This is a genomic window from Aliiroseovarius sp. CAU 1755 (assembly GCF_054482655.1).
Genome location: NZ_JBTLRH010000001.1, coordinates 897,417 through 921,943 on the forward strand (window position 1 = coordinate 897,417; position 24,527 = coordinate 921,943).

Genomic DNA, 24,527 nt, shown 5'->3' on the forward strand with positions numbered 1-24,527 from the left:
GGATCGCAACGCATGAGACGTTTAGGGATGGTCTTGAAACGCCCCATTGTTCCCATGCCACACGACATCAGGGACCGTCTTGATAGCGCCGGGTTGCGTGCGGCGTATGACGCGCGCCCTCCGTATCAGCGCAACGACTATCTTAGCTGGATCGCCCGCGCCAAACGGCCTGAGACACGCGAAAAACGGGTGGCTCAGATGCTGGAGGAACTGAAAGGGGGGCAGCTATATATGAAGATGCAGTGGCGGCGCGGCGATGGTCCCTGACGGGCGGGCGCGGACCGGGGATTTCCGGGTGACGTGCCGTGTCTGGCATCTTATGAAAGAGGCATGACACAAAGCATCCTTTTCGTTTGCCTGGGCAACATATGCCGCTCGCCGTCCGCCGAAGCGGTTTTTCGCACAATGGCGCACGGAAACCCCGCGCTTGATGTGAGAGTCGACAGCGCCGGGACGTCGGACTGGCATGTGGGCGAACCGCCCTACGGTCCCATGCAACACGCAGCAAAGGCGCGCGGCTATGACCTGTCGGCGTTGCGCGCGCGCCAGTTTGAACAGGCAGATTTCGACCGGTTTGAGCTGATCATCTGCATGGACGACAATAACCTTCGCGAGATCGAACGCCTGCGCCCGACAGGATCGAACACGCGGGTCGTCGCCTTCACGGAATTCGCGCCAAAATCCGGTCTGGATCACGTGCCAGACCCTTACTATACGCGCAATTTCGACGAAACGCTTGATCTGGTCGAGGCAGCTTCCGAAGGGCTTATCGACATGCTGACGGTCTGATCAGCGCGTGCAGTATTGCCCGACGACCTTCCCGAACTTCTTGTATTTTTTCCAGAATTTTTCGTCCGTGCCACGGTCGGATTGCCGTGTAACCTGACTGCGATGGGGTTCCGAAAAGAACTTGGCGACCTTCGATTGCTCAGAATTGGTCAGCATCGCTTCGGCAACATTCTGAATGCAATTGCAAAGCGACCGCGTCGCGTTCGGTCGGTCGGCGCGCAAACAGGCACGCTCGATGGAACCGCCGGCGAAAGCAGCCTGCGCGGGCATAAGGGTAGACGCAAATGCAAAGGCGAGAAGCAGTCGTTTCATCTCTTGTCCTCGTTAAAAAGCTGCCTCGATGGCGACGGGTCTTAGCGCCCATCTCACGAACAGAATACAGTGACTTCACGCGGGATGCAATTTCCGTAAGCGCTCAAAGCTTCGTGATCGTGACCTTGGGCAGAAGGTCATACACATCCGCGGGGCGGCACAGGTCGGTGGCGGCGCTCATTACAGCGGCACTTGCCGCCGCTACCCCAAGGCGCAATGCATCCGACCAGTCGCCACCCGTCGCGCGTGTCATGGTGAAGGCACCGACAAAACTGTCGCCCGCACCGACCTTGCTGACCACAGGCACCTCTGGTGTCACCGCGTGAAGCGTCAGCCCTTTTGTCGCCAGGACTGAACCCTTCGGGCCAAGCGCCAACACCACCGTGGCGGCTTTCCGGCTGGCCACCAGAGCGCGCGCAAAGTCTGCGACCGCGTCGATCGACGCCAAAGGATGGCCGGCCAGAACCTCGCTCTCCGCACCGTCCAGTCGCAACACATCGGGCACTGCTTTCGTATTGTCCCAGAGCGATTCCAACGCGGGGCCAGATGTGTCCAGCGTGAGCCAAGCACCCTTCGATTGGGTCAATTGGGTCAGTTGCGCCGGAAGATCGTTGGGCAAACCCGGCGGTTGCGAACCCGACAACACGACATGCATGCCGGGGCGAACGGCACGGTTCAGCTCGTTGATCAGCTCGTCACTGGTATCGTCATCCCAGCTCGGGCCCGGCATGACGAACCTGTATTGCGTCTTGGCCGCGCGGTCAGAGACCGCAAGCGACAGGCGGGTTTCACCGGGCAGCAGAAAAGGCAAGGCAGGCACACCTTCGGCCTCAAGCAAGGCGGCGAGCTGTTGCCCCCGAAAGCCAGCCAGTGCAACAAACGCCGTCGCATCCCCACCCAAACGCCGAATGGCGCGCGCCACATTGGTGCCCCCCCCGCCGGGGTCCAGCACCGGCGCACTGCACCGCAGCTTGTCCTCAGGTCTTACGGCATCGACGCTGGTCGACATGTCCAATGCCGGGTTCAATGTGATCGTCAGGATGTTGGGCATAGGGTCGCCTTGCGCTTTGGTGGCGCTAACGTAGCCGCCAATAGCTGCTTCGGCAATGGCGCCTAAAAACCTGCGGGCACAAGCGACGACACGAAGGAGCCGTTTGTGCCCGCGTCAATGGTTTTGAAGGCAGATCAGGCGGCGCGGGCCTTGATGGTTTTTGCAACCACGTCCTGTGCGATGGCGGCAGGGCTGACGCCTTGCTTTTCCGCTTCGGTCAGGATCGCTTCCATTGTCTCATCCAGCGCGACGAGCTTCTTGGCAACCCAAGCAACGCGGCCTTCGATTTTCAGTACCTCGGTGGCGACGTTAATGATGCCACCCCCATTGGCCACGAAATCGGGCGCATACAGAATGCCGCGCTTCGCCAGAAGGTCGGCGTCTGCATGCGTGGCCAACTGGTTGTTTGCCCCGCCGGCCACGGCCTTCACACGCAATTGCGGGATCGTGTCCGCGTTCAAGATGCCACCGATAGCGCAGGGCGCGAAGATGTCGGCGGCCACAGCATAGATGTCGTCCAACCCAACAGCCTTCGCGCCGAAGGTCGTTTGCGCTTTGGCAACACGGTCCGCGTCAATGTCGGTGACGATCAGGCTTGCACCGGCTTCGGTCAGCAACCCGCACAGATTCCAACCTACATTGCCCAAGCCCTGAACTGAAACGGTGCGGCCGGTCAGGTCTGCGTCACCAAACTGATGCAACGCGACGCGACAGATCGCGTTGAAAATGCCCCGCGCGGTGATGGGCGACGGATCGCCCGAAGCAAACGCCCCATCCGCCAGTCCAGCAACATAGCGCGCTTCCTTTGCAAGCTCGGCCATATCCGAGGGGCTCATGCCCATATCCTCAGCGGTCCAATACCGGCCCTCGCAAGCATCAACCGCGCGTCCGAAAGCGTGCAAAAGCGCAGGCGTCTTCAAGGTTGCGGGATCGCCCATGATCACGGCTTTGCCCCCGCCCAGGCGCAGACCCGCGGCGGCGTTCTTGTATGTCATCCCTTCGGACAGGCGCAGCGCATCGGTCAGGGCTGCCTCTTCGCTGTCATATGGGCGCATCCGCAGACCACCAGCGGCGGGGCCAAGTGTGGTCGAGTGAATGGCGATAAAGCCGATCAAACCGCTGTCGGCGTCTTCGACACGGTACACTTCTTCATGGGTGGCGGAAGCCACTGGGGTGATGTTCATGATGTCCTCCCATCGTTTCGCGCGACTTTACTCTGGGTCAATGTCGAATAATCACCTATTTTCGGCGTGTCTTCATCAAGAATTAGTGATAAAACTAAGTCGCGAGATGATATGCGAGAGAAATCTTATGGACTCCACCGACCGCCGCATCATTGCCGCCCTACAAAAGAACGGCCGCCAAAAGCTTGGTGACCTTGCCGAGACCGTCGGCCTGTCGCCCACCCCCTGCGCCCGCCGGGTTGCCGCGTTGGAGGATGCGGGCGTCATCACTGGCTATGGCGCGCGGGTCGATCAAGCCAAGCTGGGCTTGCCTGTGTCGGTGTTTATCTCGGTCGAACTGGAAAGCCAAAACCGCGATGCGCTGACCCGTTTCGAACAGGCGGTGTCGCGGATGGATGAGGTGATGGAATGCCACCTGATGACTGGCAACCGTGACATCCTTCTGCGCGTTGTCGTCGCCGATCTGACCGCGTTCGACCGTTTCATGGAGGACCGTCTGATGCGGGTCGCCGGGATCAGCCGCATGCGGTCCAGCTTCACGCTCAGGACGATGGTGCGAAGGAACGTGCTGCCGGTGGGGTAACGCCGCTTGATTCGCTTGACTGCCCTGCATTTCCCCCTCATATCCCGCACATGACTGACCTTAAACACATCCGCAATTTCTCGATCGTCGCGCATATCGACCACGGGAAATCCACGCTTGCTGACCGACTGATTCAGGAAACGAACACCGTTTCTTTGCGGGACATGAAAGAGCAGATGCTCGACAGTATGGATATTGAGCGGGAGCGCGGGATTACCATCAAGGCCAACACGGTTCGGATCAACTACACCGCGGATGATGGCGAGACATATGTCCTGAACCTGATCGACACCCCGGGCCACGTTGATTTCGCCTATGAGGTCAGCCGCTCAATGCGTGCTGTCGAAGGCTCGCTGCTGGTTGTGGACTCGACCCAAGGGGTCGAGGCGCAGACGCTGGCCAATGTGTATCAGGCCATCGACGCGGATCATGAGATTGTGCCGATCCTGAACAAGATCGACTTGCCCGCATCCGATTGTGACCGCGTGGCGGAGCAGATCGAGGATGTGATCGGCATCGACGCCTCGGGCGCCATTCAAGTGTCGGCCAAAACCGGACAGGGCATCCACGAAACGCTCGAGGCGATTGTGCAGCATCTGCCGGCACCCAAAGGCGACGCCGACGCGCCGCTGAAGGCGATGCTGGTGGACAGCTGGTATGATGCCTATCTTGGCGTGATCGTCCTGATCCGCGTGATCGACGGCAAGCTGAAAAAGGGCGAGCGTATTCGCATGATCTCGACCAACGCCGTTTATCCGGTGGATCGGATCGGCGTGTTCACCCCCCAGATGGTCCCGATTGACGAGCTGGGGCCGGGCGAAATCGGCTTCCTGACCGCCTCGATCAAGCAGGTGCGGGATACGCGGGTGGGTGACACGATCACGCATGAGAAGAAGGGCACCACCGATGCGCTGCCGGGCTTCAAACCTGCGCAACCCGTTGTGTTCTGTGGCCTGTTCCCCGTGGATGCGGCGGAGTTTGAAGACCTGCGCGACAGCATCGAAAAGCTTGCGCTGAACGACGCGTCGTTTAGTTACGAGATGGAGACCTCGGCCGCGCTGGGCTTTGGGTTCCGCTGTGGCTTCCTTGGTCTGCTGCATCTGGAGGTGATCCGCGACCGGATTGAACGCGAATATGACATCGAGCTGATCACCACCGCGCCCAGCGTGATCTATCACATCTTCATGCGCGACGGCACGCAGTTCGAACTGCACAACCCCGCCGACATGCCAGACTTGTCAACGGTCGATCACTTGGAGGAGCCGCGCATCAAGGCGACGATCCTTGTGCCCGACGAATACCTGGGCGACGTGCTGAAACTGTGTCAGGACCGCCGGGGCATCCAGCTGGACCTGACCTATGCCGGGTCGCGCGCGATGGTTGTCTATGACCTCCCGCTCAATGAAGTTGTGTTCGACTTCTATGATCGCCTGAAATCCGTAACAAAGGGTTACGCATCGTTTGACTATCAGATGCTGGGCTATCGCGAGGACAATCTGGTCAAGATGTCGATCCTTGTGAACGACGAACCCGTCGACGCGCTGTCCACCATGGTTCACCGTGACCGTGCCGAAATGCGTGGCCGCGCGATGGTTGAGAAGCTGAAAGACCTGATCCCCCGCCACATGTTCAAAATCCCGATCCAGGCGGCGATTGGCGGCAAGGTCATCGCGCGCGAGACGCTGTCTGCCCTGCGCAAAGACGTGACCGCGAAATGCTATGGCGGCGACGCGACCCGGAAGAAAAAACTGCTGGAGAAGCAGAAGGCCGGTAAGAAGAAAATGCGCCAGTTCGGGAAAGTGGACATCCCGCAGGAAGCGTTCATCTCTGCGTTGAAAATGGATAATTGAGAACGAAAACGGCCGCGTCAGCGGCCTTTTTCGTTCAGTGCGCGGCAGCGAATTGCAAAGCAAATCGCGTGCGCACCCCGTGGCGGCTCTTTCGGTGCCGTGGCCCCACGCGCCAAAACCATCAGCGCCCCAATCGGAGCGCTGATCCGCGTGCCGTCCCCTTCAAAGACCGTCACGTCCGGTCGATAGACCGGACAACGCCCGACCCTCCCCACAGGAGGGCGTTCCGCCCACCCAGGATCAGGCTAGTGTAAGAACTCTAATTTCATCGGGGTGCTCAATTAAAGCTGACTAATAGTGCTTGGAACCATTTGTCAGCTAATAGTTGAAATTGTAGGTTGAGATATAGGTTGAAATGAGTTTGGATTTAGGAGAGTTAAGTGGCTGAAATTGATAGGCATTTCAAGATTACAGAAACTCGTGATCAGGATATCGTAATATTTGAAGAGCAATATAAGTCTCTTCGCAAAGAAATCCTCGAAAGGCAGCAACGCCGCTTCTATATCGTTGCAGGTGCCGCCCTAGGTATTCCAAGTGTTTCTGGTCTGAAGATCAGCGGAGTAATGGAAGGCGCATTTATGTATGTGGTTCCGTTGGTTGTAGTGGCGATGTCATTTTTGTTTCTTATTGAAGTTAACGGCATCGCACGCGCTGGGGATTTCATTGATTCCAGAATCGAGAACCAGTTCAAAGGCGTTGCCGGTTGGGAGCACTATCTTAAGGATTTGAGAAAAGCGGAGCGGCTGAATCCACCGATAGTTCAAGCGGCAAACGCTAGTTTCATACTGCTGATGGCAGTTTACTTCCTCTTTTCCGTTCTTGTGTCATCTTGGAGACTTCTATTTTTCAACTCGGGCGAAGCCGCCACATTCATTGACGCGGTTCAAACCAAGAGCGCAATCTGGGCTATGCTGTATCTTGTTCTATGTTTGTGCGGTTTTTTCGCTTGGCTATTTGGAATGAAACCATATCTGAGGTTCTCTGCAGAAGAGCACAAACCCGACCCTGCAAATAGAATGGCAGACTAATGGACTAGGTCTACTTTCCCCTCTGACACAGCCCCCAAACTCCCTCCTTCCCTCCACGCCCATTCCCCCCTATAGCTCCCTCACCAAACCCCGGAGCCCGATATGACCTGCCCCCTCTGCGCCTCAGACGCCCCTCTTTCTTCCTTCCCCGTCCCCGGCGGACCCGAGGGCGCGTCCGTGGATATTTGCGCCACCTGCACCGCTCAGATCGACGGCACACCTGACGCGAACCACTGGCGGGGGCTTGCGTCCTCGATGTGGTCCGAGGATGTGGCGGTTCAGGTCCTCTCGGTTCGGATGTTGAAGCGGATTGACGCGCCTTGGGCGCAGGATTTGCTGGATCAGGTGTATCTGGACGAGGACACGCAGGCGTGGGTCGACAATCAGGCCGCCGCGTCCCAGCACAAGGATGCCAACGGGGCGGTGCTGAACCAAGGCGACAACGTGGTGTTGATCAAGGACCTGCCCGTGAAGGGCGCGGGGTTCACGGCGAAACGCGGCACTCCGGTGCGGGGGATCAGCCTTGTGGCGGACAACCCCGAGCATATCGAGGGCCGCGTTGAAGGGCAGCGCATTGTCATTCTGACGCAGTTCGTGAAGAAGAAGTAGGCAGGGCAGGGTCTGTCGGCTATGTCGCCCGGCAAGGAGGCCCCTGATGCGTTCACCGCTTTTCAAGATCGTCATGACATTTTACGGGATCATCGGGTCCACGCTGGCCTCGGTTCTGGTTGTGGTCGCGCTGGTCAACGGCGTGTCCGGCCTGTGGCCTTTGCTGGGCGCGGCGGGCGTCGGGTTCGTGGTCGGGCTGCCAGTGAGCTACTTTGTCGCAAAGGCAATGATCGGCGACTGATCCAGATCAAAGAGGCGCGGGCGTGCCGGGTCCACAACACGTGCGTATTCGCGAATGTATCGAAGGAGAATGCCATGTTCCGTCTCGCCGCCGTCATCTATATCCTGCTCGGCGCAACGCTCGCCGGGATTTTCATCGTCGCGGCCCTGACTGTGGGAATGGATACCGCCCAGCCGATCATCTATGCCGCCGTCGCGGGTTTTGCCGTGGCATTGCCGGTTTCGTGGATCGTGGCCAAGCAGATCAACGGCTGAACGGTCGATTTGAGGTTGAAACGAGGCGTGCGCCGGGGGTAAGGCTTCGGCGTGCGGTCCCTTAGCTCAACTGGATAGAGCAGCTGACTTCTAATCAGCAGGTTGAGGGTTCGAGTCCTTCAGGGATCGCCATCTTCTGCCGACAAACAAGAACCAATCGTGGGAACGGGTTTCGAAAGCTTGCCTGCGCAAGACTGTTGCCGTGATCCTTGGGGTCCGACTGGTAGAAGCGGACCATCGCAAAAGCAGGGAGGCTTTGGCGGCTTTGGTCAGCGGCTGTGCAGGAACGGATAGGTCAGGAAATAATACCAGCGATACAGCCAGTTCCTGTCCTGTAGGTCTTCGCGCGTGGTTTCGCAGATCTCTTCAACGCAGGGCTCGGCATTCGACGCGTATGTATCGGGCATCCCGCAGGACGTGAGGGCAGCACAGAAACTCAACAGCACAAGGGATCTGCGCAACCTACTTCTCCAACGCCGTGACGGCCTGATCGCGCACGATGGCCAGGCAGGCCTCGTAGCTGTCCGTCAGGCTATTCTCTAAAAGGTTACCCAATTCAATGGGCCGGTCGGCAGCGGCACAGGGGTCTTCCGGCACGATGCTTTGTGCACAGGCCGAGGTGAATGCGACGGCACACCCCAGAATGGCGGGGCGCAAGAAACGTGGAAAATCTGTCTTGATCATGTGAGCGTTTCCAGTGTGTTCAGGTTCTGCTCGAACTGAGAAATCATGGCCATCTGGCGATCAAGCTCGGTTTTCAGAGCCTGCTTCGCCACAGGGTTTTCATCATAGATCGGAAGAATTTCCCGCAGCGCCAGCGCCCTTGAAACCGCATGGGTTTTGAACGTGGTCAGCTTGGCAAGATCAGCCTTGGCCACCGGTGCTGCCTGACTTTTCTGTGCGGTCTTCACAAGCGTGTCCGAAAGCATCAGGTCAAAGCGCGTGTCCTTGCTGTCAGTCTTGACAGAGGCCAGCACCCGCTCAAGCGACCAGCGGCGGATCAGATAGTTCTTATGTTCCAGGATCAGCTTCGAGGCGACTTGTTGCCCGCTATGGCTGCCAATGATGCCGCCGACAATCGCGCCACCTGCGATCAGGGCGGGGTCGGTGTCGATGATAAGACCGATCAGAGCACCACGTAGCGCACCCCCGACCATCCCTTGCTGGCGGGCCTGCACGGTCAGCTTCTCGTATTCGTCGCTGCGGGATTCAATCAGGTCTTGAACGGTGCTGGCGCTTGCATAGTCGATCGACGCGAATTGTGCGGGCTGGACGTCGGGTGCGGCTGTTTCAGTGACCTGCACCGGCGTGTCCTGCGCAGCGGCTTGTCCGTCATCTTCCATGTCTGGTTTCACGCAGCCAGACACAACAAAAGCGGCACAAAGCGCCATCCCCAAATGAGAGTTCTGAATTATTTTCATCCGCGAAGGCGCCCCAAAGCAATACAAATCAAGAAACAGCCTTTGCTGTTGGTCAATTCATACTGGCCTGAGCGAAACTGACAACCCTTTTGGGTCTGTTTTGATGCCAAAAAGGGCTGCTGCTCTCCTTTCTGGTGAATTCGGCGCCCAAATTTGCGCCGCACGCTGAAAAAACCAATCCACTTGCCGCACGAACGCATGCTTGGGTTGAGTAGGCACGTTCGTCGTGAGGGAGAGTGTGGGGCACCATATTCTTGATATGCGAGTTTTGTCCCCCACTATTTGGCAACACAGCCGCAAAAACCAAAGACCGGCAGGCGGCTATCCTTGACAAGTGGACTATCCCTGAAGTTGATCAAGGTGAGCAGGTGTTTTTTAGTAAGTTTAGGTTTTTCCATGCAAGCGATTCAGTCACCAAGTTTGCGGCTACCGGTGTTCTCGGTCTTCCTGTTTGCGGGCGGGCTGTTTGTGACAACGTCCATCGTGGCGTCGAACATGATTTGGCCCGCCAGCGATGACCTTGGGTTTATGGATGTGCCGGAACTGGCCGCCTATGAACAGGCCCCTGTCGCGCCTACTCCCCCTGTCAAAGCCCCGAACCTTGTGAACGAAGGTGAGACGCCCGTAGGCGGCGACGTGCAATCGCTGGACACGGCGGCCATTGCAGACATTGCTCAGGACGCCCCATCAAATCCCGCCGAAGCTGCCGCCTTACCCGGTCCTGTCCCAGCTGCGTTGCTGGCTTTCGCGGCTGAGCCTGTCACCCTTCCTTCCGGTGATGCCTTTGAGCCCGGGATGATCGCTGGTCAGCCTACGGTGGAACGGGGCGTTTCCGCAGCGTTGGTCGTGGCCGGTTTGGAAGGCTCCGCCACCCTGAACACAGCAGAGTTGTTCCCTGTGCCAGCGCAGCCTTTGCAACTGACGGCGCCGGCCAACAGCCCGGTCAAATGGCAACAACTTGTGGACCACGACCGCGTTTTGGCGGTCACTCAAACCGTTACCGCGCCGGCTGAAGAAAGGGCCATTCAAACAACATTGCTGGATGTTCTGCCGCACACCAGCCCGGCGCCCAATGCGCTGGTTTTGCCTGATTTCCGTGTCGCCTCTCTGTCGCGTGAAGCGATGCTGTTGCCTCCGCGCAACCTGCCGCGCGTTGCTGTTGAGCAAGAGCCGCCCGTCCAGCCGAAGATCATGGGCAACGCGCCTCAACCACTGGGCCTTCAAGGGGCCAAGGCTGACCTTGTGCAACCACCAGCCGCGATGACAAGCGTTGCGGCGTTGCCCAATGCGCCAGTGTTATCGCCGGTCGAGGTTGATGTCCGTCCAATCGACACGCCACCCACTGCAGATCTTGCCGCGGCCAGAGCAATGGAACCCGCCCCTGTTGAGGTCGCGGAGAGTGCCCTGAAAGTGCTTAATGCGCCGCACCAGTCCCCCCGCCCACCAGTGCGCCCGCGCCGCATGGCGCAGAAGGACGTGTCACCAAGCCCGGTGCCGCCAAGCGCGCAACCCACGCCAGCCGCCGCACCCTTGCCTGCGAACACCAAAGCAGCTGCCACCGCAGTCGCCGCGCGGTCCGGGTCACGTGTGGCCGTCATTGGTGTGTTTCAGACCCGAAATGAAAGCTGGGCTTTGCTACAGCTTGCGGATGGCAGGATCGTGAAGGCCGCAAAAGGTATGGACCTGTCCGCATTCAAGGTCACGCGCGTTGATGCCAACAAGATCTGGATCAGGAACGGCAACTCTGAAAAAGGTTTGCGCACGGGTGACGTCTTTCAGGTGAACTAGCCGCACCTGTAATCATCAAACCAACCCGTCGAGAACACCCCGAAGAACTGAGCTGGCCGCCGACGTGGGGATCAGTCGTCTGGCTGAACCTCAAACAGCGTGAACCGCCCCTGCTGGTCGATTTTGCGCAAGGTTGGGTTGGCAGGCCATGCCTCGGCCGGTGGATCCATAAGCAGCAGATGCGTGAACTTGTCTGGCCAATCGGCCCAAAACGCGGCGCTGTTGGCGGTTGCCGACCGAATGACACCGCCGGACGGGTCAAGAACCCGGCGCCGGTCGATGGACATGCCGGCGGGGTGCGCCGCCGTCGACCATTCAGGCTTCAGTCGAAGGGAATGGACACCTTGAAACAACGTCGGGACAAAGCTTTCGGCCATCGGAACTGCGTAGGCCTGCGCATGCCAAAGCCGCGTATCCCGCTCGTTCCCGGCGGAGCGAATAGGCAATATCCGTGATCCGGCGGGAACCTTTTCAAGCACCCGCTCAAGCGTGATGATATCGCGACTGTAATCGGCAGCATTCAGGTAAAACTCGCCCCCGCGAAGGATCAATGCGACACTGATCGCGATCGTGATGGCGCGTGCTGCACCCTGATGCACGTGTTGCCAGCGTGTCGCCGCGATGAGCAGTATCATCAAGACAAACGGAAACCTGATTTGGACAAGCGCCACGCCGTTGATCGATGAAGGAATGAAGACACTCAGCAGCAGGACGGCAACAAGTGGCCCCTTCATCTGGCGCGCAAAGTGCAGATGAGGCGAGTCACGTCGCACCCCGAAATAGAACGTCAACAGGAGCACCCCAAAGACCAACGCACCGATCGCCGTCAAGCCAGTGGCGCCGTTACCACTCGCCGTGCCAAGTGGCGAAATCAACGCATAGTAGCGATCCACGAAGGAGCCGAAATCGGAGGCCGTCGCCGCTGGGTTGGGTGGTGCGGTGATGATGACGTAGGCCAGTAGGGCTGCGGGAATGAGGAATGGGATCCCCAAAGAGATATTGCCAAGAAGTGCCTTGGGCCAAGCTTTGCCAGCTTCAAACACCCGCTGCAGTTCGCGCCCCAGTGCAGCCACGGCCAGAAGCACGAACGCAAAAAGGTGCATCCAGAACAACAGCAAGCTAAGCGGAATGAACACCGCGATGCGCAGCCAGTTCGAACGCGCCTCTAACGACAGCCACAGGGCAAGCCCATAAATGGCGAACGGCACCGTGAAGATGAAATTCTGAAACCCCCAAAAGAACGTCGCATTGTAGACAAGCAGACCGCTTGCCAAAGGCCAGATCGACCACTTTCCGTGCACCACACGCGCAAGAACCATGGCCGATCCCACCAGGTTCACCGCATAGGTGATAAAGACGAAATGCGAGAACGCGACCGCGCCGAACGGATGCCCGGTGATGCTCCAGAGCAGATCAACGGCAGAGTTCGGCGTCAGGTCGAGGGAATAGTCGAAATACTGGCTCAGCGCGCTTTGAGGATTTGCCGCAATGAAATGGCGGGCAATGTGATTGGGCAAGTCCACCAGCGGCAGATAGGGGTTTGCCAGAATGGGCAAAGTGACAGCGGCGACAACCAACAGATAGGCCAGCAAAACACGAGACATCGTCATGGCGCGTCGTCGGCCTTGATTATTTCGTCGATGATGAATTGCGGGCGGCGCTTCGTTTCAAGATAAATCTTGCCGATATATTCGCCGATGATCCCAAGCGCGATCAACTGAACCCCGCCAAGCATAAAGGTTGGAACCGTGATCGAGGTCCAGCCGGGGATTGTCCCGCCACGCCACCAGGCGAAGATCGAATAACATGCCAGAAAGAAGGATGTCATTGCGACGATTGTCCCGATCCAGGTGACATAGCGCAAAGGTCGGGTGGAGAAGGAGGTCACGCCCTCGACCGCAAGCTGAAGCATTTTGGACAACGGGTATTTCGTCTCACCGGCGAAGCGTTCGGATCGGTCGTATTCCACGATCTCGGTCTGATAACCGATGTTCTTGACCAACCCGCGCAAGAACAGATTGACCTCGCCGAACTCGCGCAATGTTGCAATTGCCTTGCTGCTCATCAAGCGATAGTCGGCATGGTCGGGCACGATGTCGATGCCCATACCCTGCAAAATGTCGTAATACAGCCGCGCAGTGCGCCGTTTGAAAACCGTGTCGGTGTCGCGCGATGATCGGACACCGAATACGACCTGTGCGCCGCGGTTATGGGCATCAAGCATCTTTGGGATCGCATCGGGGTCGTCTTGCAGATCGGCGTCAAGGCTGATGATAACGTCGGCCTCGGCGGTCATCAGGCCGGCCAAAAGCGCCGCTTGGTGGCCGTGATTGCGCGAAAGGCGAATGCCGGTGACGTTGTGCGTGGCCGTGGCCTCGGAAATCTTCTGCCACGTATCATCGGTCGATCCATCGTCAACCAAAACAATCGTCGAAGGGCTGCGAATGGCGTCCGCGGCAACCAATTGGTCGTCGATCTCGGCCAACTTGCGCAACAGTTCTGGCAGGCTGAGGCCTTCATTGTAACACGGCACCACGAAGGCAAGCGAGGGTGCGGCGGCAGAAGAGGTGTTCATGTCAATTCTTTCGCTCTGAAAACAACAGGAATTTCATTCCTAGAAAAACAATAGCGCTGTAGGTCACAATACCAAAAAACTGAGCAATATTGAATGACAGCCCGGCAGCGATCAAGCCGAAGGTGATCCCCAGGTTCGACGAAAACGCCACCGCGACCAGTGCGGCAAAGATCATGGGTGCAACGGCCGACCGCGTGGTGTCGCCAAAGGTCCAGTATTTGTTGCCGAAATAGCTCAGCGTCAGCCCCGCGCCATAACCGATCACGTTCGAGACGATGACGCCAAGTCCGAAGGCATTATGCGCCAGGTAAATCAGCGCCCCACCGACCAGTGTATTCAATACACCAATCGCGGAATAGCGCGACAACTGGCGGCCTAGGCATTTCAGCCCGGACATTCAGCCACACACATGTATTGCGCGCCAAGCCCGCACCAGCGCAATCGTTTTTCCAATGGGCGCAGCGCTTTCAGCTTTGCGGGAAAAAAGATGTGATAGTCGATCTTCACATCCTTCCAACCAGCCTGACGAACGGTCTTGCGCATCTCGCCAGTCTTGATCAGGCGGGCATTCACATCGAAGGGGCAAGTGTTGACCGCATGCACCGTCAGGGGGTTGCGCGGATTGTGTTCAAACACCACCAATTTGCCGCCGGGTCGCGTCACCCGCCTGATTTCTTCAAACCAGTGGACATGTTCGTTCTGCGGGATGTGGTGAAAGACACAGGCCGTGAAGACAAGGTCGAATTGATCATCGGGCAGGGGGATCGTCTTGCCGTCGATATGGCAATATTCCTCGTCGCCCGGATACAGTTTGCGCGCCTGATCAATGCTCTCACTCGACACATCGGCGCAGACAATCCGCGAGCTGCCAAAATTTCGCCGGAAACCCGGAAGTGAGTTTCCGATGCCGCTGCCAAAATCCATTACGTCCGGGTTTTGCAGCCCCAAGCCATCGGCGAGCAGGCGCAACTGGTCGATTTTGTAGTCCGAGAAATAGCTCGGCTCCTCACCCGTAATGCGGATGTTGTCGAGGTGCATCTTCTCGTAATCTTTGGCGTATTCATCAAATTCTGCTGGATCCATTGTTCCTGACTAGCAGCCGGAAGACCTCAATCAAGTGCAAACTTGATCGGATCAGATCCCGGTGGGCAGGTGTTGTAAAATGGCTTGGGCGGTGCGATCGGCGGGCCACGGCTGCGTCGTCCGCCTATCGCATCACGATCACATTGCGCCGCGCGGCCCCCGATTTCGTGTCTGCAATGGCCTCGTTGATCTGGTCCAGTCGCCATCGCGCCGAGACAAGTTCATCAAGCTTCAGGCGACCCTGCTGGTAAAGCTCGACCATCCAGGGGATGTCGCGGCTGATCACCGTGTCCCCCATCAGGCTGGCCTGAACGCCTTGTCCAAGTGCTGCCATCACAACCGGCTCATAACGTGCGGTTTCGCCGGAATGGGGCATGCCGACAACGATGACCTTGCCGCGCGGCGCAAGATAGCGTGGTGCAGTGTCATATGCTGCGACCTGACCGACCGTCACGAACACCGCATCCGCCCCGCGTCCTCCGCTTGCCTTGCGGGCGGCTTTCCATGGCGTCTCGGCGGTGGCAAGGATGCCGGCAGTCGCGCCGAACGCCATCGCGCCATCCAGCTTGTCTTGCGTCATGTCGACGGCAATGACATGGGCGGCACCGGCAAGATGCGCGCCCTGAACGGCATTCAGTCCGACACCACCCGCGCCGATGACAACAGCCACCTGACCGGGCCTGAGCCCCGCTGTGTTGACGACGGCGCCGACGCCGGTGATCACGCCACAGCCCAGAAGGCAGGCCACGTCGGGGGCGATCCCGTCCGGCAATTTCACGAGCTGCGCGGCTTCGACCACAACTTTCTCTGCGAAGGCCCCGGTTGCCAGACCTTGGTCCAGTGTGCCGCCCCCGAGTGTGTGGATTGGTCCTTTTGTGCTGTCATATCGGGTCGTGCAGTTGACCGGGTGACCCGACGCGCAAGTCGGGCAGCTTTGGCAGGACCGGATCAGTGTGACGACGACAGGGTCGCCAACCGAAAACCCCTTGGCGGAGGGTCCGGTGGCGGTGACCCGGCCTGCGGCCTCGTGGCCATAGACCGCAGGCAGCGTGCCGCCCCAAGCGCCTTCGGCATAGGAGATATCGGACTGGCAGACTGCAACGGCGTCGATCGTCACTTCGACCTCGCTGCCCTGTGGGGCGCGTATCTGGATGTCTTCCACCGTCAAGGGCTGCCCGAACGCGTGGCAGATGGCGGCTTTGATCGTTTGCATGGCAGGCTCCTATTTCAGTGCGCGAGCTGTCTTGGCAATCTGGTCCAGTCGCTGCGCCAAACCGGCAGGATTGGCAAAAAAGGGCGAATGGCCCGTGTCGATGTCGATCCGGGCCGTGCATCCCTTTGCCATCTCGGCTTGATAGGCCGGTGGGATCGCTTGGTCGCGGGTGCAGCGAATGTAAGTCGCGGGGGAACTGGGCTGACCAGAGACGGGCGTTCGCGACGGGCGCGCAAGCTCCCAGCACAGGTTTGCGCGCGCATAGGCAACGGCCTCTGGGCAATCTTGATAGAGCTTACCTTCGAGCAGGTCATCCTTGAAGGCAAAGGCGGTCTGGTCGGCCGACATCTCGAACGCGTCTGCCAAGGGCTGTTCGGGCCACGCGCGCCGCATCTCGACCAAGCTTTTGCCGGGGCCGGGCACATAGGCACACAAATAGACGAGGTGGCGGACCTTTGCAGGTTCCCGCACCGCAGCCTGGGTGATCGGAAAGCCGCCCATCGAGTGGCCGACAAGGATAACCGGGGTGTCAATCGCGGCAAGGATCGCGTCAGCATAGCTGTCGAGCGTTGCATCGCCCAAAGGCGTCTGATCGTCGCCATGGCAGGGCAGGTCGATGGCGCGCGCGGTATGGCCAAGCGCTTCTAGCGCCTCGATCAGGTCGCGCCAGCACCATGCGCCGTGTCCGGTGCCATGGATCAACAGAAAATCAGACATGGCCAATCCCGGTCAGGAAGGTCGTCAGAAGGCGTGCGACCTCTTCAGGCCGTTCAACAGGTGGCAGGTGGCCAGTCCCGCGGATCAACTCGAACTGTGCGCCCGGTATCAATCCGGCGGTTTCGCGCACCAGATCTGCCGGGGTCGATCCATCCTCGGACCCGGCGATGACAAGCGTGGGCAATCGCAGACGGGCCGTGCTTTCATAAAGGTCGGTTTCGGCGATGGCTTCCATTGCGCCAAGATACCCCTTCAGCGGTGTGGCCAGCAGGCGCGCGCGGACGTTGGCGACCCGGTCGGGGTGGGTGCGCAGGGTGGCGCGTGAAAACCAGCGCTCTAGCGTGGCGTCAGCGATCGCTTCAATGCCGCCACGGCGCACCTCTTCGATCCGGTCCCGCCAGATCGCGGGCGTTGCGATCTTGGTGGCGGTGTTGGACAGGACAAGACCGCGCACAAGGTCCAACCGCTCTGCCGCCAGCCCCTGCGCGATAATGCCACCGATTGACAGCCCGACGAAAACGCACGCCTTCACCCCCAACCGGTCCAGTGCGCGCGCCGCATCCTCGACCAGATTCCCCATCGGATAGGGGCCATCGGGGCAGGGGCTTTGGCCGTGCCCGCGCATGTCCAGCCGGACAAGGCGAAGGGTATCCGGCAGATACGGTAGCATCGCATCCCACATGGTCAGATCCGTCCCCAACGCATGGGCAAAAACGACAACAGGGCCGTCTTTCGGACCGCTTTCGGTCACATGCAACGCGGGCGCGGCGTCGTCGGGCAGGATGATCAAGGCTCGTCCTCACGCAGGCTCAGTTGTGCCATGATCTGCCCATGATCAGACGCCAGCTTGTTATAGGGCGCTTCGGGGTGCGAGCCATCCGTGATGTGGTCGTTCAGGACGCTGAAATAGGTCATGTCGGCGATCCGCTTGGGATTGTCCGGGTGGAAATGGCGGCTCAGATAGATTTGGTCGATGCTTTCGAACACGCCACCAAACGCCGATGTGTAAACCATGTCGCGCAAGGATTTTCGGACGAAAAGCTTCTCGGCGGAATGAAGCCGCACCGCTTCGACGGCGCGGGTGATCCGCTCGTTCTCTTTTTCAGAGTAGCGGTCGCGATCGTTCTTCGCGTCATGGCGCAGCATCCAGGCGTAGTTTTTGAACGGCACTTCGCCCGAGACGATCTCGGAGCTGACGGCGTGTTCACCATCGTTGAAGTCGCCCAATACGACAACCGGGTGGCCTGCGTGCAGTTCAGCGATGATGAATTTGCGCAAGACCCAAGCTTCGGCCATACGGCGCATGGCGGCGCGTGCTGTCCCCAAGGCGCGGCCCACCGGGTCATAATTCGTCAGATCCTCTTCCGGCGCGAATTCTGCACCCGCCGGGCGGATGAATTCACCCAGCTTCGATTTGAGGTGACAGTTGAACAAGGTGATCACCTGATCGCCAACCGGAATCCGGGCCTTCAGGATCGGACGCGACAGCCGGGTCAGCGTGTAGTGACCCGCTTCGCCTTCAAGCCCGCGCAGTGCGGCAAACGGAATGGTGAGCGGTTCAGGCAAATCCTGTATGGCAACAGGATCGCCCACGAAGCCAAAGCGCGACAGGACGGCCACGCCGGGGCGTCGCGCGCCGGGGCCACTGTCAGCGACATTGGGGGCAAAGGCCAGATGGTCCTGGTTCCATGCCGTAATGGCCAGTTTGCGAAAGATCGCCTTGCGGTGATAGCGTTTGCTTTCATCGGGAATGGTCGCGGCATTCAGCGCAGCGGCGCGTTTGTTCGCCTCGCCGATCACATCGCGCAACGCGTCTTCTTCGAAGATTTCCTGAAACCCGATGATATCCGCATCCAGAGACATCATCTGGTCCGCCATCCAGTCGCGTTTCCACGCGTATTCTTCGGGCGTATAGCTCAGGAATTCATAGAACTCCTGGTCGGCGCCAATCAGGTTCTTGACGTTAAACGAGGCGATTGTGAAGTCGGTCATCTGGTCCTCCGATTAGGCAAACTCGTTCAAGGCGCGGGCAAAAACGGGGGCGTCGACATTGCCACCCGAGGCGACGGCGATCACCGTGTCGCCGTTGATCTGGTCTGGGTAGAACAGCGCAGCCGCCAGCGCAACCGCGCCCCCCGGTTCAATCACCACCTTCAGTCGTGTAAAGGCCATCGCCATCGCGCGCAGGCAGTCCTCTTCGCTCACGACGATCCCAGTGCCGCACAGCCTGTGCATGATGGGAAAGGTCAAGTCGCCGGGTTGCGCGGTGATGATTGCATCGCAAAGCGACCCGGACAAGCGTTCGTTGCGCATGATCCGGCCCGACGCGAGCGACCGCGCCACATCGTCAAAGCCCGTCGGTTCAACGGGTCGAACGGTCATCTTGGGTGCGTCCGCCTCCAGCGCAAGCGCCACGCCCGAGGTTAGCCCGCCGCCGCCACAGGGCACCAGCACCTCGGCGACGGTGAGCCCTTCTGCGCGCGCCTGCGCGGCGATCTCCAGCCCGACCGTGCCTTGACCAGCCACCACATCGACATTGTCGAAGGGTTTGATCAGGGTCAGCCCCCTGTCGGCCGCAATTTTCGCGCCGATTGCGTCGCGATCCTCGGTCGCGCGGTCATACAATATCACCTCTGCCCCCAGCGCGCGGGTGTTTTCGATCTTCATCGCAGGCGCGTCCGACGGCATGATGATCACAGACGGGGCCTGGTGTTGGCGTGCGGCCAAGGCAATGCCTTGTGCGTGGTTGCCCGACGAAAAGGCGATGACGCCGCGCGCGCGGGTGGTGGTCTCCAGCGCGGAAATTGCCGACCAGGCGCCTCGGTATTTGAAGCTGCCGGTGTGTTGCAGGCATTCCGGCTTTACCAACACGCGCCGTCCCGCGATGTCATCCAAAAAAGGCGAAAACAACAGCGGTGTCACGCGCGCGCGGCCTGCAGTCCGCTGGGCTGCTGCTCGGATGGCGTCGATGTTCATCGCATCTGATCCAGCCATGTGCCAATCACCTCAAGCGCTTCAGGCTCGTCAAGAAAGGGCACATGTCCGCGCCCCGGAACGCGGCCATACAGCATGTGGGGGCAGCGCCGCTGCATCTCGGCCACGGTGCTGTCGGTCAGAAGGTCCGAATTCGCACCATGGATCAGCGCAAGTGGCATGTCCTGAAAGGCGTCAAAGAAAGGCCAGAGGTCGGGCGCAGGTTGCGCACCAGCTTCGGCGACGGCCTCGCGCAAGGCTGGGTCATAGCGGTTTTTCAGACCAGTTTCCGACTGGCTGAACAGGTTGCGGACCTCGGCCTCCCAGCGTGCCATTGGCACGTCGTCGAATCCGACCGCCGCCATCGCGTGCGCCCGTGCAGCGGCGGCGTCCTTGTAGAACCGCGCCGTTGGGGGGCGGCCCAGATAGCCCATGATGTAGTCCAGCCCGCCCGGGTCAATCACCGGGCCGATATCGTTCAGGCACACGCCCAGCAGCCGTTCCTTGACCGAGGCCGCCAACCCCATTGCGATCAGCCCGCCGCGCGAGGTGCCAAGAATTGCCGCCCGATCGATCCCCAGATGGTCCAGCAATCCAAGCGCGTCGGCGGCTTCCTGGGGAACGGTATAGCTTTGATGCGGGCCCCAATCCGATGCGCCACGACCGCGGTAATCCATACGGATCAAGCGCACCCCCTGCAAATGCGGGGCCACAAAGTTGAAATCGTCCGAATTGCGCGTCAGGCCAGACAGGGCCAGCACGGGCAGCCCTTCGCCTTCATCCCGGTAGGCAAGGATCAGGCCATCATTGGCGGTGAAGTTTTCCATTTGTGCTCCCGTCCGCATTTGTCTTTTGGACAGTAAGCACGGGTTCGCACCGAGGGTCCAGAGCCCGCGCCAATCCCGCCACACCGCTGTCGCAAAAGGCGACCGCCCTGCGTGTTACGTCGAACCGAAAAAAGCCCCCGGCAGGGGCTTTTGTGGGCAGTTATTGTGGGCTGTGTTCTTGACTTCAGCCGGTGAGCTGACTGCTTACAGATGGTCCGGCTGCGGCATGCCCAAAACGTGGAAGCCACTGTCGACGGTGATGATTTCACCCGTCGTGCAGGCGCCATAGTCCGAGGCCAGATAGACCGCGGTGCCACCGACGGCCTCTAGCGTGGCGTTCTTGCGCAGGGGCGCATTGGCTTCGGTATGGCGGAAGGTCTTGCGCGCGCCGCCGATGGCCGCGCCAGCCAGCGTTTTCATCGGGCCGGGCGAAATTGCGTTCACGCGGATGCCATCAGGGCCAAGGTCGTTTGCCAGATACCGGACCGAGCTTTCCAGCGCCGCCTTCGCGACCCCCATGACGTTGTAGAAGGGGGTCACGCGGTTCGACCCGCCATAGGTCAGGGTCAGAATTGTGCCACCATCGGTCATTTTCGGGGCCACGCGGCGCGCGACCTCAATCAGGGAATAACAGCTGATATCCATCGAGTGCTTGAAGTTCGCACGGCTGGTATCGACAAAGCGACCAGTCAGCTCGTTCTTGTCGGAGTAGGCGATGGCGTGGACCAGAAAGTCGATGCTGTCCCACTTGGACCACAGCGCATCAAAGCCCTTGTCCAATGCTGCATCGTCCGAAACATCCATTTCAACCAGCAAGTCCGATCCGACCGATTCTGCCAACGGGGCAACGCGTTGTCCGAACGCTTCACCCTGATAGGAAAACGCCAGATCAGCCCCTTCGTTGGCCATCGCCTGCGCAATGCCCCACGCGATTGACCGATTGTTGGCGACCCCCATGATGAGGCCACGTTTCCCTTGCATAAGCCCTGTCATGTCAGTCCCTCATATCAGTTTAAAAACATCAGTCGCGGTATTTGCTGAGAAGCATCGAGCCATTGGTCCCGCCGAACCCGAAACTGTTGGTCATGACCGTGTCCAACCCGGCGTTTTCCACCAAAGCGGTCGCAATCTCTTCCGGTTTGATTTCCGGATCCAGCGTTTCGACATTGATCGACGGTGCGATGAAATCATGTTCAAGCATCAGCAGGCAGTAAACGGCTTCCTGCGCGCCCGTGGCGCCCTGACTGTGGCCCGTCATCGACTTGGTCGAACTGATCGGAGGCGTTGTGCCAACCCCAAAGACGCGCCGCACCGCTTCCACTTCTCCGACATCGCCCACGGGTGTCGAGGTGCCGTGGGCGTTGATATATCCCACTTTTCGCGTTTCAGGCAGGGATTGCAGCGCCAGCCGCATGGCGCGTTCGCCGCCTTCACCCGACGGGGCGACCATGTCGTGACCGTCCGAAGTGGCGCCATAGCCAGTGACTTCGGCATAGATCCTGGCGCCGCGCGCCATGGCGTGCTCCAGATCCTCCAGCACCAAAATGGCACCACCGCCTCCGATGACAAACCCATCGCGGTCTGCGTCAAACGCACGCGAGGCCTTTTCAGGCGTGTCGTTATACTTGGACGACATCGCGCCCATTGCGTCGAACAAGCACGAAAGCGTCCAGTCCAATTCCTCGCCGCCGCCAGCGAACATCACGTCCTGCTTGCCCATCATGATCTGCTCGGCGGCATTGCCGATGCAATGCAGCGACGTCGAACAGGCCGAGGTGATCGAATAGTTGATGCCCTTGATCTTGAACGCCGTCGCGAGGTTCGCGGAAATGGTCGAGCCCATGCATTTGGGCACTGCGAACGGGCCGATCCGCTTGGTCGCGCCGGTTTTCAGCGCCGTCTGATGCGCGGCAAACATCGCGCTGGTCGATGGTCCGCCCGAGCCCGCGACCAGTCCGGTGCGGGGGTTCACGATGTCGTCTTCGGCAAGGCCCGCATCGGCGATTGCCTGCGTCATCGCGATATGCGCATAAGCCGCCCCCGGCCCCATGAACCGCAGCGCTCGCTTGTCCACATGTGCAGTTATGTCGATGTCAGGCTTGCCTGCAACCTGGCTGCGAAACCCATGTTCGGCCATGTCTGCATTTGCGGTGATACCGGACTTGCCAGCCTTCAGCGAGGCCAAAACCTCGTCCTTGTTGTTGCCGATGGCCGAGACAATGCCCAACCCGGTGACGACGACACGACGCATGCGCGCACTCCTTCGCAAAGCGGTGACGGGCGCCCGTCACCGGAAATCTTGTTGTCCCGTCAGCTTTCCGACAGGGCGACTTTCATATCCTTGACCTGATAGATAACGTCTCCATCAGCTTCCACAATCCCGTCTGCAACCCCCATGGTCAACCGACGGGTCTGGATGGCTTTGGTGAAATTGATCCGGTAGGTCAGCATTTTGCGGTCCGGGCGGACCATGCCGGTCAGCTTGACCTCACCTACACCCAGCGCATAGCCGCGCCCCTGCCAGCCACGCCAGCCAAGGTTAAAGCCAGTCAGCTGCCACAAACCGTCAAGGCCAAGGCAGCCGGGCATGATCGGATTGCCCGGAAAATGGCAGTCAAAGAACCAAAGATCAGGTGTGATATCGAACTCGGCGATGACGTGGCCCTTGCCATGCTCGCCACCATCACCTGAAATATCGGTGATGCGGTCCATCATCAGCATTGGCGGGGCAGGAAGCTGCGCGTTTCCCGGGCCAAACAGTTCGCCCCGTGCGCATTTCAGAAGATCAGCCTTGTCAAAGCTTGTCGGATAATCCGCCATTCCCACCGCCCCAATACTTGTGTGTTACGTCTCTTCCCCCTCTATCACCCGCCCCAAGTCGGACGCAAGGGCGGGGCAGGGTCAAGGACCGGGTGGATTGGCGGGACGCCAAAAAATATTGGCACTTTCCACCATAAACCCCTATATTCCAGCAGTTGTTTCATGAAATGCGGATCAGGCGGCAAGGATATGGATCGTATCGACCACAAGAACGAAGCAGGCTGGTTGGCCAGCGCGGGGCTTCGCCCGACGCGCCAAAGGCTTGCCTTGGCACAGCTTTTGGTGGGCGATGGGCAGCACCGGCACGTGACGGCGGAAAGCCTGTATGAAGCCAGCCGCGACAGCGCCGAGCGGGTATCGCTTGCCACCGTCTATAACACGCTGCGGGTCTTTTCCGAGGCTGGGCTGCTGCGCGAAATCACCGTAAACGGCGCGCGCAGCTATTTTGACACCAACGTCTCCAATCATCCGCATTTCTTCTGGGAAGACAGCGAAGAGCTGATGGACGCCCCGGCAGAAGACCTGAAAATCGCCGGCCTTCCCAAAGCACCCGAGGGGGCCGAGATTAGCAAAGTGGATGTTGTGATCCGGTTGCGGCGCACCTAACTGACGCTCGACTGACGCATAACCGACGGACGCGGGCCAATCGATCACCCAATGAAAAACCGCCCAAGCATCTGCCGGGCGGTTTTCTTTTGTGCAGGCCTTGGGGCGGATCAGCCGATGCTGACGATCTCGAAATCGAAGATCAGGGTTTGGCCAGCCAATGCGTGGTTGGCGTCCAGCGTCACGCTGTCGTCGGTCAGCTCGGCCACGGTCACAGGCATCGGTTGCCCCTGAGGGCCGCTCATCTGCAATTGCAAACCGACCTCAAGCGGGATCTCGGCAGGGATATCCTTGCGCGGGACTTCAAGCAGCGCTTCGTCCTGACGTGGGCCATAGGCTTCTTCCGGTGCAATCGTCACTTTCTTCTGCTCGCCAACACTCATGCCGGGCAGCGCCTTATCAAGGCCGGGGATGATCATGCCGGACCCGACAGTGAATTCCAGCGGGTCGCGCCCTTCCGAGCTGTCGAAAACAGTCCCGTCTTCAAGGGTGCCAGTGTAATGAATGCGCACAGTTGCGCCGGTGGTGACCTCGGTCATAGATGCCTCTCGATGTAAGGGGATTAATGGACGAGGCCGCTTGCTGCGCGGGTGCTCGTATGAT

At 59.5% G+C, this 24,527-nt stretch carries 30 protein-coding genes and 1 tRNA gene; 11 read left to right on the forward strand and 20 right to left on the reverse strand.

All coding sequences use genetic code 11. The annotated features are described in order from the left end of the window. Positions 1-54: 54 nt before the first annotated feature. Both ACXYMP_RS04400 and ACXYMP_RS04405 read left to right on the forward strand, forming a co-directional pair. Positions 55-267 (forward strand): YdeI/OmpD-associated family protein, encoded by a 213-nt coding sequence (locus ACXYMP_RS04400; RefSeq protein WP_458904574.1) that lies wholly within the window; start codon positions 55-57, stop codon positions 265-267. Positions 268-330: 63 nt separating this feature from the next. Further along, complete coding sequence (locus ACXYMP_RS04405) at positions 331-789, forward strand: low molecular weight protein-tyrosine-phosphatase (protein WP_458904576.1); 459 nt, start codon at positions 331-333, stop codon at positions 787-789. On the opposite strand, the gene ACXYMP_RS04410 is transcribed toward ACXYMP_RS04405, so the two are convergent. The 3 genes from ACXYMP_RS04410 to ACXYMP_RS04420 all read right to left on the reverse strand — a co-directional run bounded on the left by ACXYMP_RS04410 (position 790) and on the right by ACXYMP_RS04420 (position 3,336). Beyond that, positions 790-1,101, reverse strand: coding sequence for a hypothetical protein (locus ACXYMP_RS04410; protein ID WP_298568265.1), 312 nt, complete (start codon positions 1,099-1,101; stop codon positions 790-792). Between the two features lie 103 nt (positions 1,102-1,204). Beyond that, positions 1,205-2,152 carry a 1-phosphofructokinase family hexose kinase gene (locus tag ACXYMP_RS04415; RefSeq protein WP_298568262.1) on the reverse strand — a complete coding sequence of 316 codons (948 nt, stop codon included), beginning with the start codon at positions 2,150-2,152 and terminating at the stop codon, positions 1,205-1,207. 134 nt (positions 2,153-2,286) lie between these two features. Further along, positions 2,287-3,336 (reverse strand): Glu/Leu/Phe/Val family dehydrogenase, encoded by a 1,050-nt coding sequence (locus ACXYMP_RS04420; protein WP_458904579.1) that lies wholly within the window; start codon positions 3,334-3,336, stop codon positions 2,287-2,289. 127 nt (positions 3,337-3,463) lie between these two features. Here ACXYMP_RS04420 and ACXYMP_RS04425 point away from each other — a divergent pair, with 127 nt between their 5' ends. From ACXYMP_RS04425 to ACXYMP_RS04455, 7 genes are all read left to right on the forward strand, one after another. After that, a complete protein-coding gene (locus tag ACXYMP_RS04425; RefSeq protein WP_458904581.1) occupies positions 3,464-3,919 on the forward strand; it encodes an Lrp/AsnC family transcriptional regulator in 456 nt (151 codons plus the stop codon). Between the two features lie 50 nt (positions 3,920-3,969). Further along, entirely contained in the window at positions 3,970-5,769 is a 1,800-nt protein-coding gene (gene lepA, locus ACXYMP_RS04430; RefSeq protein WP_458904583.1) for a translation elongation factor 4, read from the forward strand. A 380-nt stretch (positions 5,770-6,149) separates the two neighbouring features. Next, positions 6,150-6,797, forward strand: a complete 648-nt coding sequence (locus ACXYMP_RS04435) for a hypothetical protein (RefSeq protein WP_458904585.1) — start codon at positions 6,150-6,152, stop codon at positions 6,795-6,797. A gap of 102 nt (positions 6,798-6,899) precedes the next feature. After that, positions 6,900-7,406 carry a PhnA domain-containing protein gene (locus ACXYMP_RS04440; protein ID WP_458904587.1) on the forward strand — a complete coding sequence of 169 codons (507 nt, stop codon included), beginning with the start codon at positions 6,900-6,902 and terminating at the stop codon, positions 7,404-7,406. Between the two features lie 46 nt (positions 7,407-7,452). After that, on the forward strand, positions 7,453-7,647 hold the full coding sequence (locus tag ACXYMP_RS04445; protein WP_242114757.1) for a CTP synthetase: 195 nt from the start codon (positions 7,453-7,455) through the stop codon (positions 7,645-7,647). Positions 7,648-7,721: 74 nt separating this feature from the next. Then, positions 7,722-7,901: a CTP synthetase gene (locus tag ACXYMP_RS04450; protein WP_298568241.1), complete on the forward strand. Its 180-nt coding sequence runs from the start codon at positions 7,722-7,724 to the stop codon at positions 7,899-7,901. Positions 7,902-7,956: 55 nt separating this feature from the next. Beyond that, a tRNA-Arg gene (locus ACXYMP_RS04455) sits at positions 7,957-8,033 on the forward strand. A gap of 137 nt (positions 8,034-8,170) precedes the next feature. Here the strand turns inward: ACXYMP_RS04455 and ACXYMP_RS04460 are convergent. Genes ACXYMP_RS04460 through ACXYMP_RS04470 form a run of 3 tightly spaced genes read right to left on the reverse strand, consistent with a single transcriptional unit; the run spans position 8,171 to position 9,244 of the window. Next, on the reverse strand, positions 8,171-8,308 hold the full coding sequence (locus tag ACXYMP_RS04460) for a hypothetical protein (RefSeq protein ID WP_458904590.1): 138 nt from the start codon (positions 8,306-8,308) through the stop codon (positions 8,171-8,173). A 55-nt stretch (positions 8,309-8,363) separates the two neighbouring features. Continuing rightward, a complete protein-coding gene (locus tag ACXYMP_RS04465; RefSeq protein ID WP_298568235.1) occupies positions 8,364-8,585 on the reverse strand; it encodes a hypothetical protein in 222 nt (73 codons plus the stop codon). Then, positions 8,582-9,244: a hypothetical protein gene (locus ACXYMP_RS04470; protein ID WP_458904592.1), complete on the reverse strand. Its 663-nt coding sequence runs from the start codon at positions 9,242-9,244 to the stop codon at positions 8,582-8,584. Before ACXYMP_RS04470 ends, ACXYMP_RS04465 begins: the two co-directional genes overlap by 4 nt. Before the next feature lie 474 nt (positions 9,245-9,718). On the opposite strand from ACXYMP_RS04470, the gene ACXYMP_RS04475 reads away from it, so the two are divergent. After that, positions 9,719-11,110 carry a hypothetical protein gene (locus ACXYMP_RS04475; protein ID WP_458904594.1) on the forward strand — a complete coding sequence of 464 codons (1,392 nt, stop codon included), beginning with the start codon at positions 9,719-9,721 and terminating at the stop codon, positions 11,108-11,110. Between the two features lie 71 nt (positions 11,111-11,181). On the opposite strand, the gene ACXYMP_RS04480 is transcribed toward ACXYMP_RS04475, so the two are convergent. The 13 genes from ACXYMP_RS04480 to fabA form a co-directional block, all read right to left on the reverse strand. Next, a complete protein-coding gene (locus tag ACXYMP_RS04480; RefSeq protein ID WP_298568226.1) occupies positions 11,182-12,720 on the reverse strand; it encodes a hypothetical protein in 1,539 nt (512 codons plus the stop codon). Further along, entirely contained in the window at positions 12,717-13,685 is a 969-nt protein-coding gene (locus tag ACXYMP_RS04485; RefSeq protein ID WP_298568223.1) for a glycosyltransferase family 2 protein, read from the reverse strand. The genes ACXYMP_RS04480 and ACXYMP_RS04485 overlap by 4 nt, the downstream gene beginning before the upstream one ends. A 1-nt stretch (position 13,686) precedes the next feature. After that, positions 13,687-14,082 carry a GtrA family protein gene (locus ACXYMP_RS04490; RefSeq protein ID WP_458904597.1) on the reverse strand — a complete coding sequence of 132 codons (396 nt, stop codon included), beginning with the start codon at positions 14,080-14,082 and terminating at the stop codon, positions 13,687-13,689. Then, complete coding sequence (locus ACXYMP_RS04495; protein WP_458904599.1) at positions 14,070-14,768, reverse strand: class I SAM-dependent methyltransferase; 699 nt, start codon at positions 14,766-14,768, stop codon at positions 14,070-14,072. The genes ACXYMP_RS04490 and ACXYMP_RS04495 overlap by 13 nt, the downstream gene beginning before the upstream one ends. A 124-nt stretch (positions 14,769-14,892) precedes the next feature. Beyond that, positions 14,893-15,981: a Zn-dependent alcohol dehydrogenase gene (locus ACXYMP_RS04500; protein ID WP_298568214.1), complete on the reverse strand. Its 1,089-nt coding sequence runs from the start codon at positions 15,979-15,981 to the stop codon at positions 14,893-14,895. Between the two features lie 9 nt (positions 15,982-15,990). Beyond that, on the reverse strand, positions 15,991-16,698 hold the full coding sequence (locus tag ACXYMP_RS04505; RefSeq protein WP_458904601.1) for an alpha/beta fold hydrolase: 708 nt from the start codon (positions 16,696-16,698) through the stop codon (positions 15,991-15,993). Then, positions 16,691-17,485, reverse strand: coding sequence for a 3-oxoadipate enol-lactonase (pcaD, locus tag ACXYMP_RS04510; RefSeq protein ID WP_458905325.1), 795 nt, complete (start codon positions 17,483-17,485; stop codon positions 16,691-16,693). Before pcaD ends, ACXYMP_RS04505 begins: the two co-directional genes overlap by 8 nt. Then, the gene (locus tag ACXYMP_RS04515; RefSeq protein ID WP_458904603.1) at positions 17,485-18,690 is read right to left on the reverse strand and encodes an endonuclease/exonuclease/phosphatase family protein; all 1,206 of its coding nucleotides are present in this window, start codon (positions 18,688-18,690) and stop codon (positions 17,485-17,487) included. The genes pcaD and ACXYMP_RS04515 overlap by 1 nt, the downstream gene beginning before the upstream one ends. 12 nt (positions 18,691-18,702) lie before the next feature. Continuing rightward, a complete protein-coding gene (locus ACXYMP_RS04520) occupies positions 18,703-19,674 on the reverse strand; it encodes a threonine ammonia-lyase (RefSeq protein WP_458905327.1) in 972 nt (323 codons plus the stop codon). Next, positions 19,671-20,498, reverse strand: coding sequence for an alpha/beta fold hydrolase (locus ACXYMP_RS04525; RefSeq protein ID WP_298568206.1), 828 nt, complete (start codon positions 20,496-20,498; stop codon positions 19,671-19,673). Before ACXYMP_RS04525 ends, ACXYMP_RS04520 begins: the two co-directional genes overlap by 4 nt. Positions 20,499-20,702: 204 nt before the next feature. After that, the gene (locus ACXYMP_RS04530) at positions 20,703-21,491 is read right to left on the reverse strand and encodes an enoyl-ACP reductase FabI (RefSeq protein WP_298568203.1); all 789 of its coding nucleotides are present in this window, start codon (positions 21,489-21,491) and stop codon (positions 20,703-20,705) included. Between the two features lie 28 nt (positions 21,492-21,519). Further along, entirely contained in the window at positions 21,520-22,749 is a 1,230-nt protein-coding gene (gene fabB / locus ACXYMP_RS04535) for a beta-ketoacyl-ACP synthase I (RefSeq protein ID WP_458904606.1), read from the reverse strand. Between the two features lie 59 nt (positions 22,750-22,808). Next, positions 22,809-23,318, reverse strand: coding sequence for a bifunctional 3-hydroxydecanoyl-ACP dehydratase/trans-2-decenoyl-ACP isomerase (fabA, locus tag ACXYMP_RS04540; protein WP_298568197.1), 510 nt, complete (start codon positions 23,316-23,318; stop codon positions 22,809-22,811). Positions 23,319-23,507: 189 nt separating this feature from the next. Between fabA and irrA the strand changes: the two genes are divergently transcribed. Continuing rightward, entirely contained in the window at positions 23,508-23,924 is a 417-nt protein-coding gene (gene irrA / locus ACXYMP_RS04545) for an iron response transcriptional regulator IrrA (protein ID WP_298568824.1), read from the forward strand. A 110-nt stretch (positions 23,925-24,034) separates the two neighbouring features. Here the strand turns inward: irrA and ACXYMP_RS04550 are convergent, their stop codons facing one another. Beyond that, positions 24,035-24,463: an FKBP-type peptidyl-prolyl cis-trans isomerase gene (locus ACXYMP_RS04550; RefSeq protein ID WP_458904609.1), complete on the reverse strand. Its 429-nt coding sequence runs from the start codon at positions 24,461-24,463 to the stop codon at positions 24,035-24,037. Between the last annotated feature and the right edge of the window lie 64 nt (positions 24,464-24,527).

Coding starts and splice junctions, on each gene's coding strand:
- ACXYMP_RS04400 (WP_458904574.1), top strand. CDS start 55: ATGCCACACGACATCAGGGACCGTCTTGATAGCGCCGGGTTGCGTGCG.
- ACXYMP_RS04405 (WP_458904576.1), top strand. CDS start 331: ATGACACAAAGCATCCTTTTCGTTTGCCTGGGCAACATATGCCGCTCG.
- ACXYMP_RS04410 (WP_298568265.1), bottom strand. CDS start 1,101: ATGAAACGACTGCTTCTCGCCTTTGCATTTGCGTCTACCCTTATGCCC.
- ACXYMP_RS04415 (WP_298568262.1), bottom strand. CDS start 2,152: ATGCCCAACATCCTGACGATCACATTGAACCCGGCATTGGACATGTCG.
- ACXYMP_RS04420 (WP_458904579.1), bottom strand. CDS start 3,336: ATGAACATCACCCCAGTGGCTTCCGCCACCCATGAAGAAGTGTACCGT.
- ACXYMP_RS04425 (WP_458904581.1), top strand. CDS start 3,464: ATGGACTCCACCGACCGCCGCATCATTGCCGCCCTACAAAAGAACGGC.
- lepA (WP_458904583.1), top strand. CDS start 3,970: ATGACTGACCTTAAACACATCCGCAATTTCTCGATCGTCGCGCATATC.
- ACXYMP_RS04440 (WP_458904587.1), top strand. CDS start 6,900: ATGACCTGCCCCCTCTGCGCCTCAGACGCCCCTCTTTCTTCCTTCCCC.
- ACXYMP_RS04445 (WP_242114757.1), top strand. CDS start 7,453: ATGCGTTCACCGCTTTTCAAGATCGTCATGACATTTTACGGGATCATC.
- ACXYMP_RS04450 (WP_298568241.1), top strand. CDS start 7,722: ATGTTCCGTCTCGCCGCCGTCATCTATATCCTGCTCGGCGCAACGCTC.
- ACXYMP_RS04460 (WP_458904590.1), bottom strand. CDS start 8,308: ATGCCCGATACATACGCGTCGAATGCCGAGCCCTGCGTTGAAGAGATC.
- ACXYMP_RS04465 (WP_298568235.1), bottom strand. CDS start 8,585: ATGATCAAGACAGATTTTCCACGTTTCTTGCGCCCCGCCATTCTGGGG.
- ACXYMP_RS04470 (WP_458904592.1), bottom strand. CDS start 9,244: ATGGAAGATGACGGACAAGCCGCTGCGCAGGACACGCCGGTGCAGGTC.
- ACXYMP_RS04475 (WP_458904594.1), top strand. CDS start 9,719: ATGCAAGCGATTCAGTCACCAAGTTTGCGGCTACCGGTGTTCTCGGTC.
- ACXYMP_RS04480 (WP_298568226.1), bottom strand. CDS start 12,720: ATGACGATGTCTCGTGTTTTGCTGGCCTATCTGTTGGTTGTCGCCGCT.
- ACXYMP_RS04485 (WP_298568223.1), bottom strand. CDS start 13,685: ATGAACACCTCTTCTGCCGCCGCACCCTCGCTTGCCTTCGTGGTGCCG.
- ACXYMP_RS04490 (WP_458904597.1), bottom strand. CDS start 14,082: ATGTCCGGGCTGAAATGCCTAGGCCGCCAGTTGTCGCGCTATTCCGCG.
- ACXYMP_RS04495 (WP_458904599.1), bottom strand. CDS start 14,768: ATGGATCCAGCAGAATTTGATGAATACGCCAAAGATTACGAGAAGATG.
- ACXYMP_RS04500 (WP_298568214.1), bottom strand. CDS start 15,981: ATGCAAACGATCAAAGCCGCCATCTGCCACGCGTTCGGGCAGCCCTTG.
- ACXYMP_RS04505 (WP_458904601.1), bottom strand. CDS start 16,698: ATGTCTGATTTTCTGTTGATCCATGGCACCGGACACGGCGCATGGTGC.
- ACXYMP_RS04515 (WP_458904603.1), bottom strand. CDS start 18,690: ATGACCGACTTCACAATCGCCTCGTTTAACGTCAAGAACCTGATTGGC.
- ACXYMP_RS04520 (WP_458905327.1), bottom strand. CDS start 19,674: ATGAACATCGACGCCATCCGAGCAGCAGCCCAGCGGACTGCAGGCCGC.
- ACXYMP_RS04525 (WP_298568206.1), bottom strand. CDS start 20,498: ATGGAAAACTTCACCGCCAATGATGGCCTGATCCTTGCCTACCGGGAT.
- ACXYMP_RS04530 (WP_298568203.1), bottom strand. CDS start 21,491: ATGACAGGGCTTATGCAAGGGAAACGTGGCCTCATCATGGGGGTCGCC.
- fabB (WP_458904606.1), bottom strand. CDS start 22,749: ATGCGTCGTGTCGTCGTCACCGGGTTGGGCATTGTCTCGGCCATCGGC.
- fabA (WP_298568197.1), bottom strand. CDS start 23,318: ATGGCGGATTATCCGACAAGCTTTGACAAGGCTGATCTTCTGAAATGC.
- irrA (WP_298568824.1), top strand. CDS start 23,508: ATGGATCGTATCGACCACAAGAACGAAGCAGGCTGGTTGGCCAGCGCG.
- ACXYMP_RS04550 (WP_458904609.1), bottom strand. CDS start 24,463: ATGACCGAGGTCACCACCGGCGCAACTGTGCGCATTCATTACACTGGC.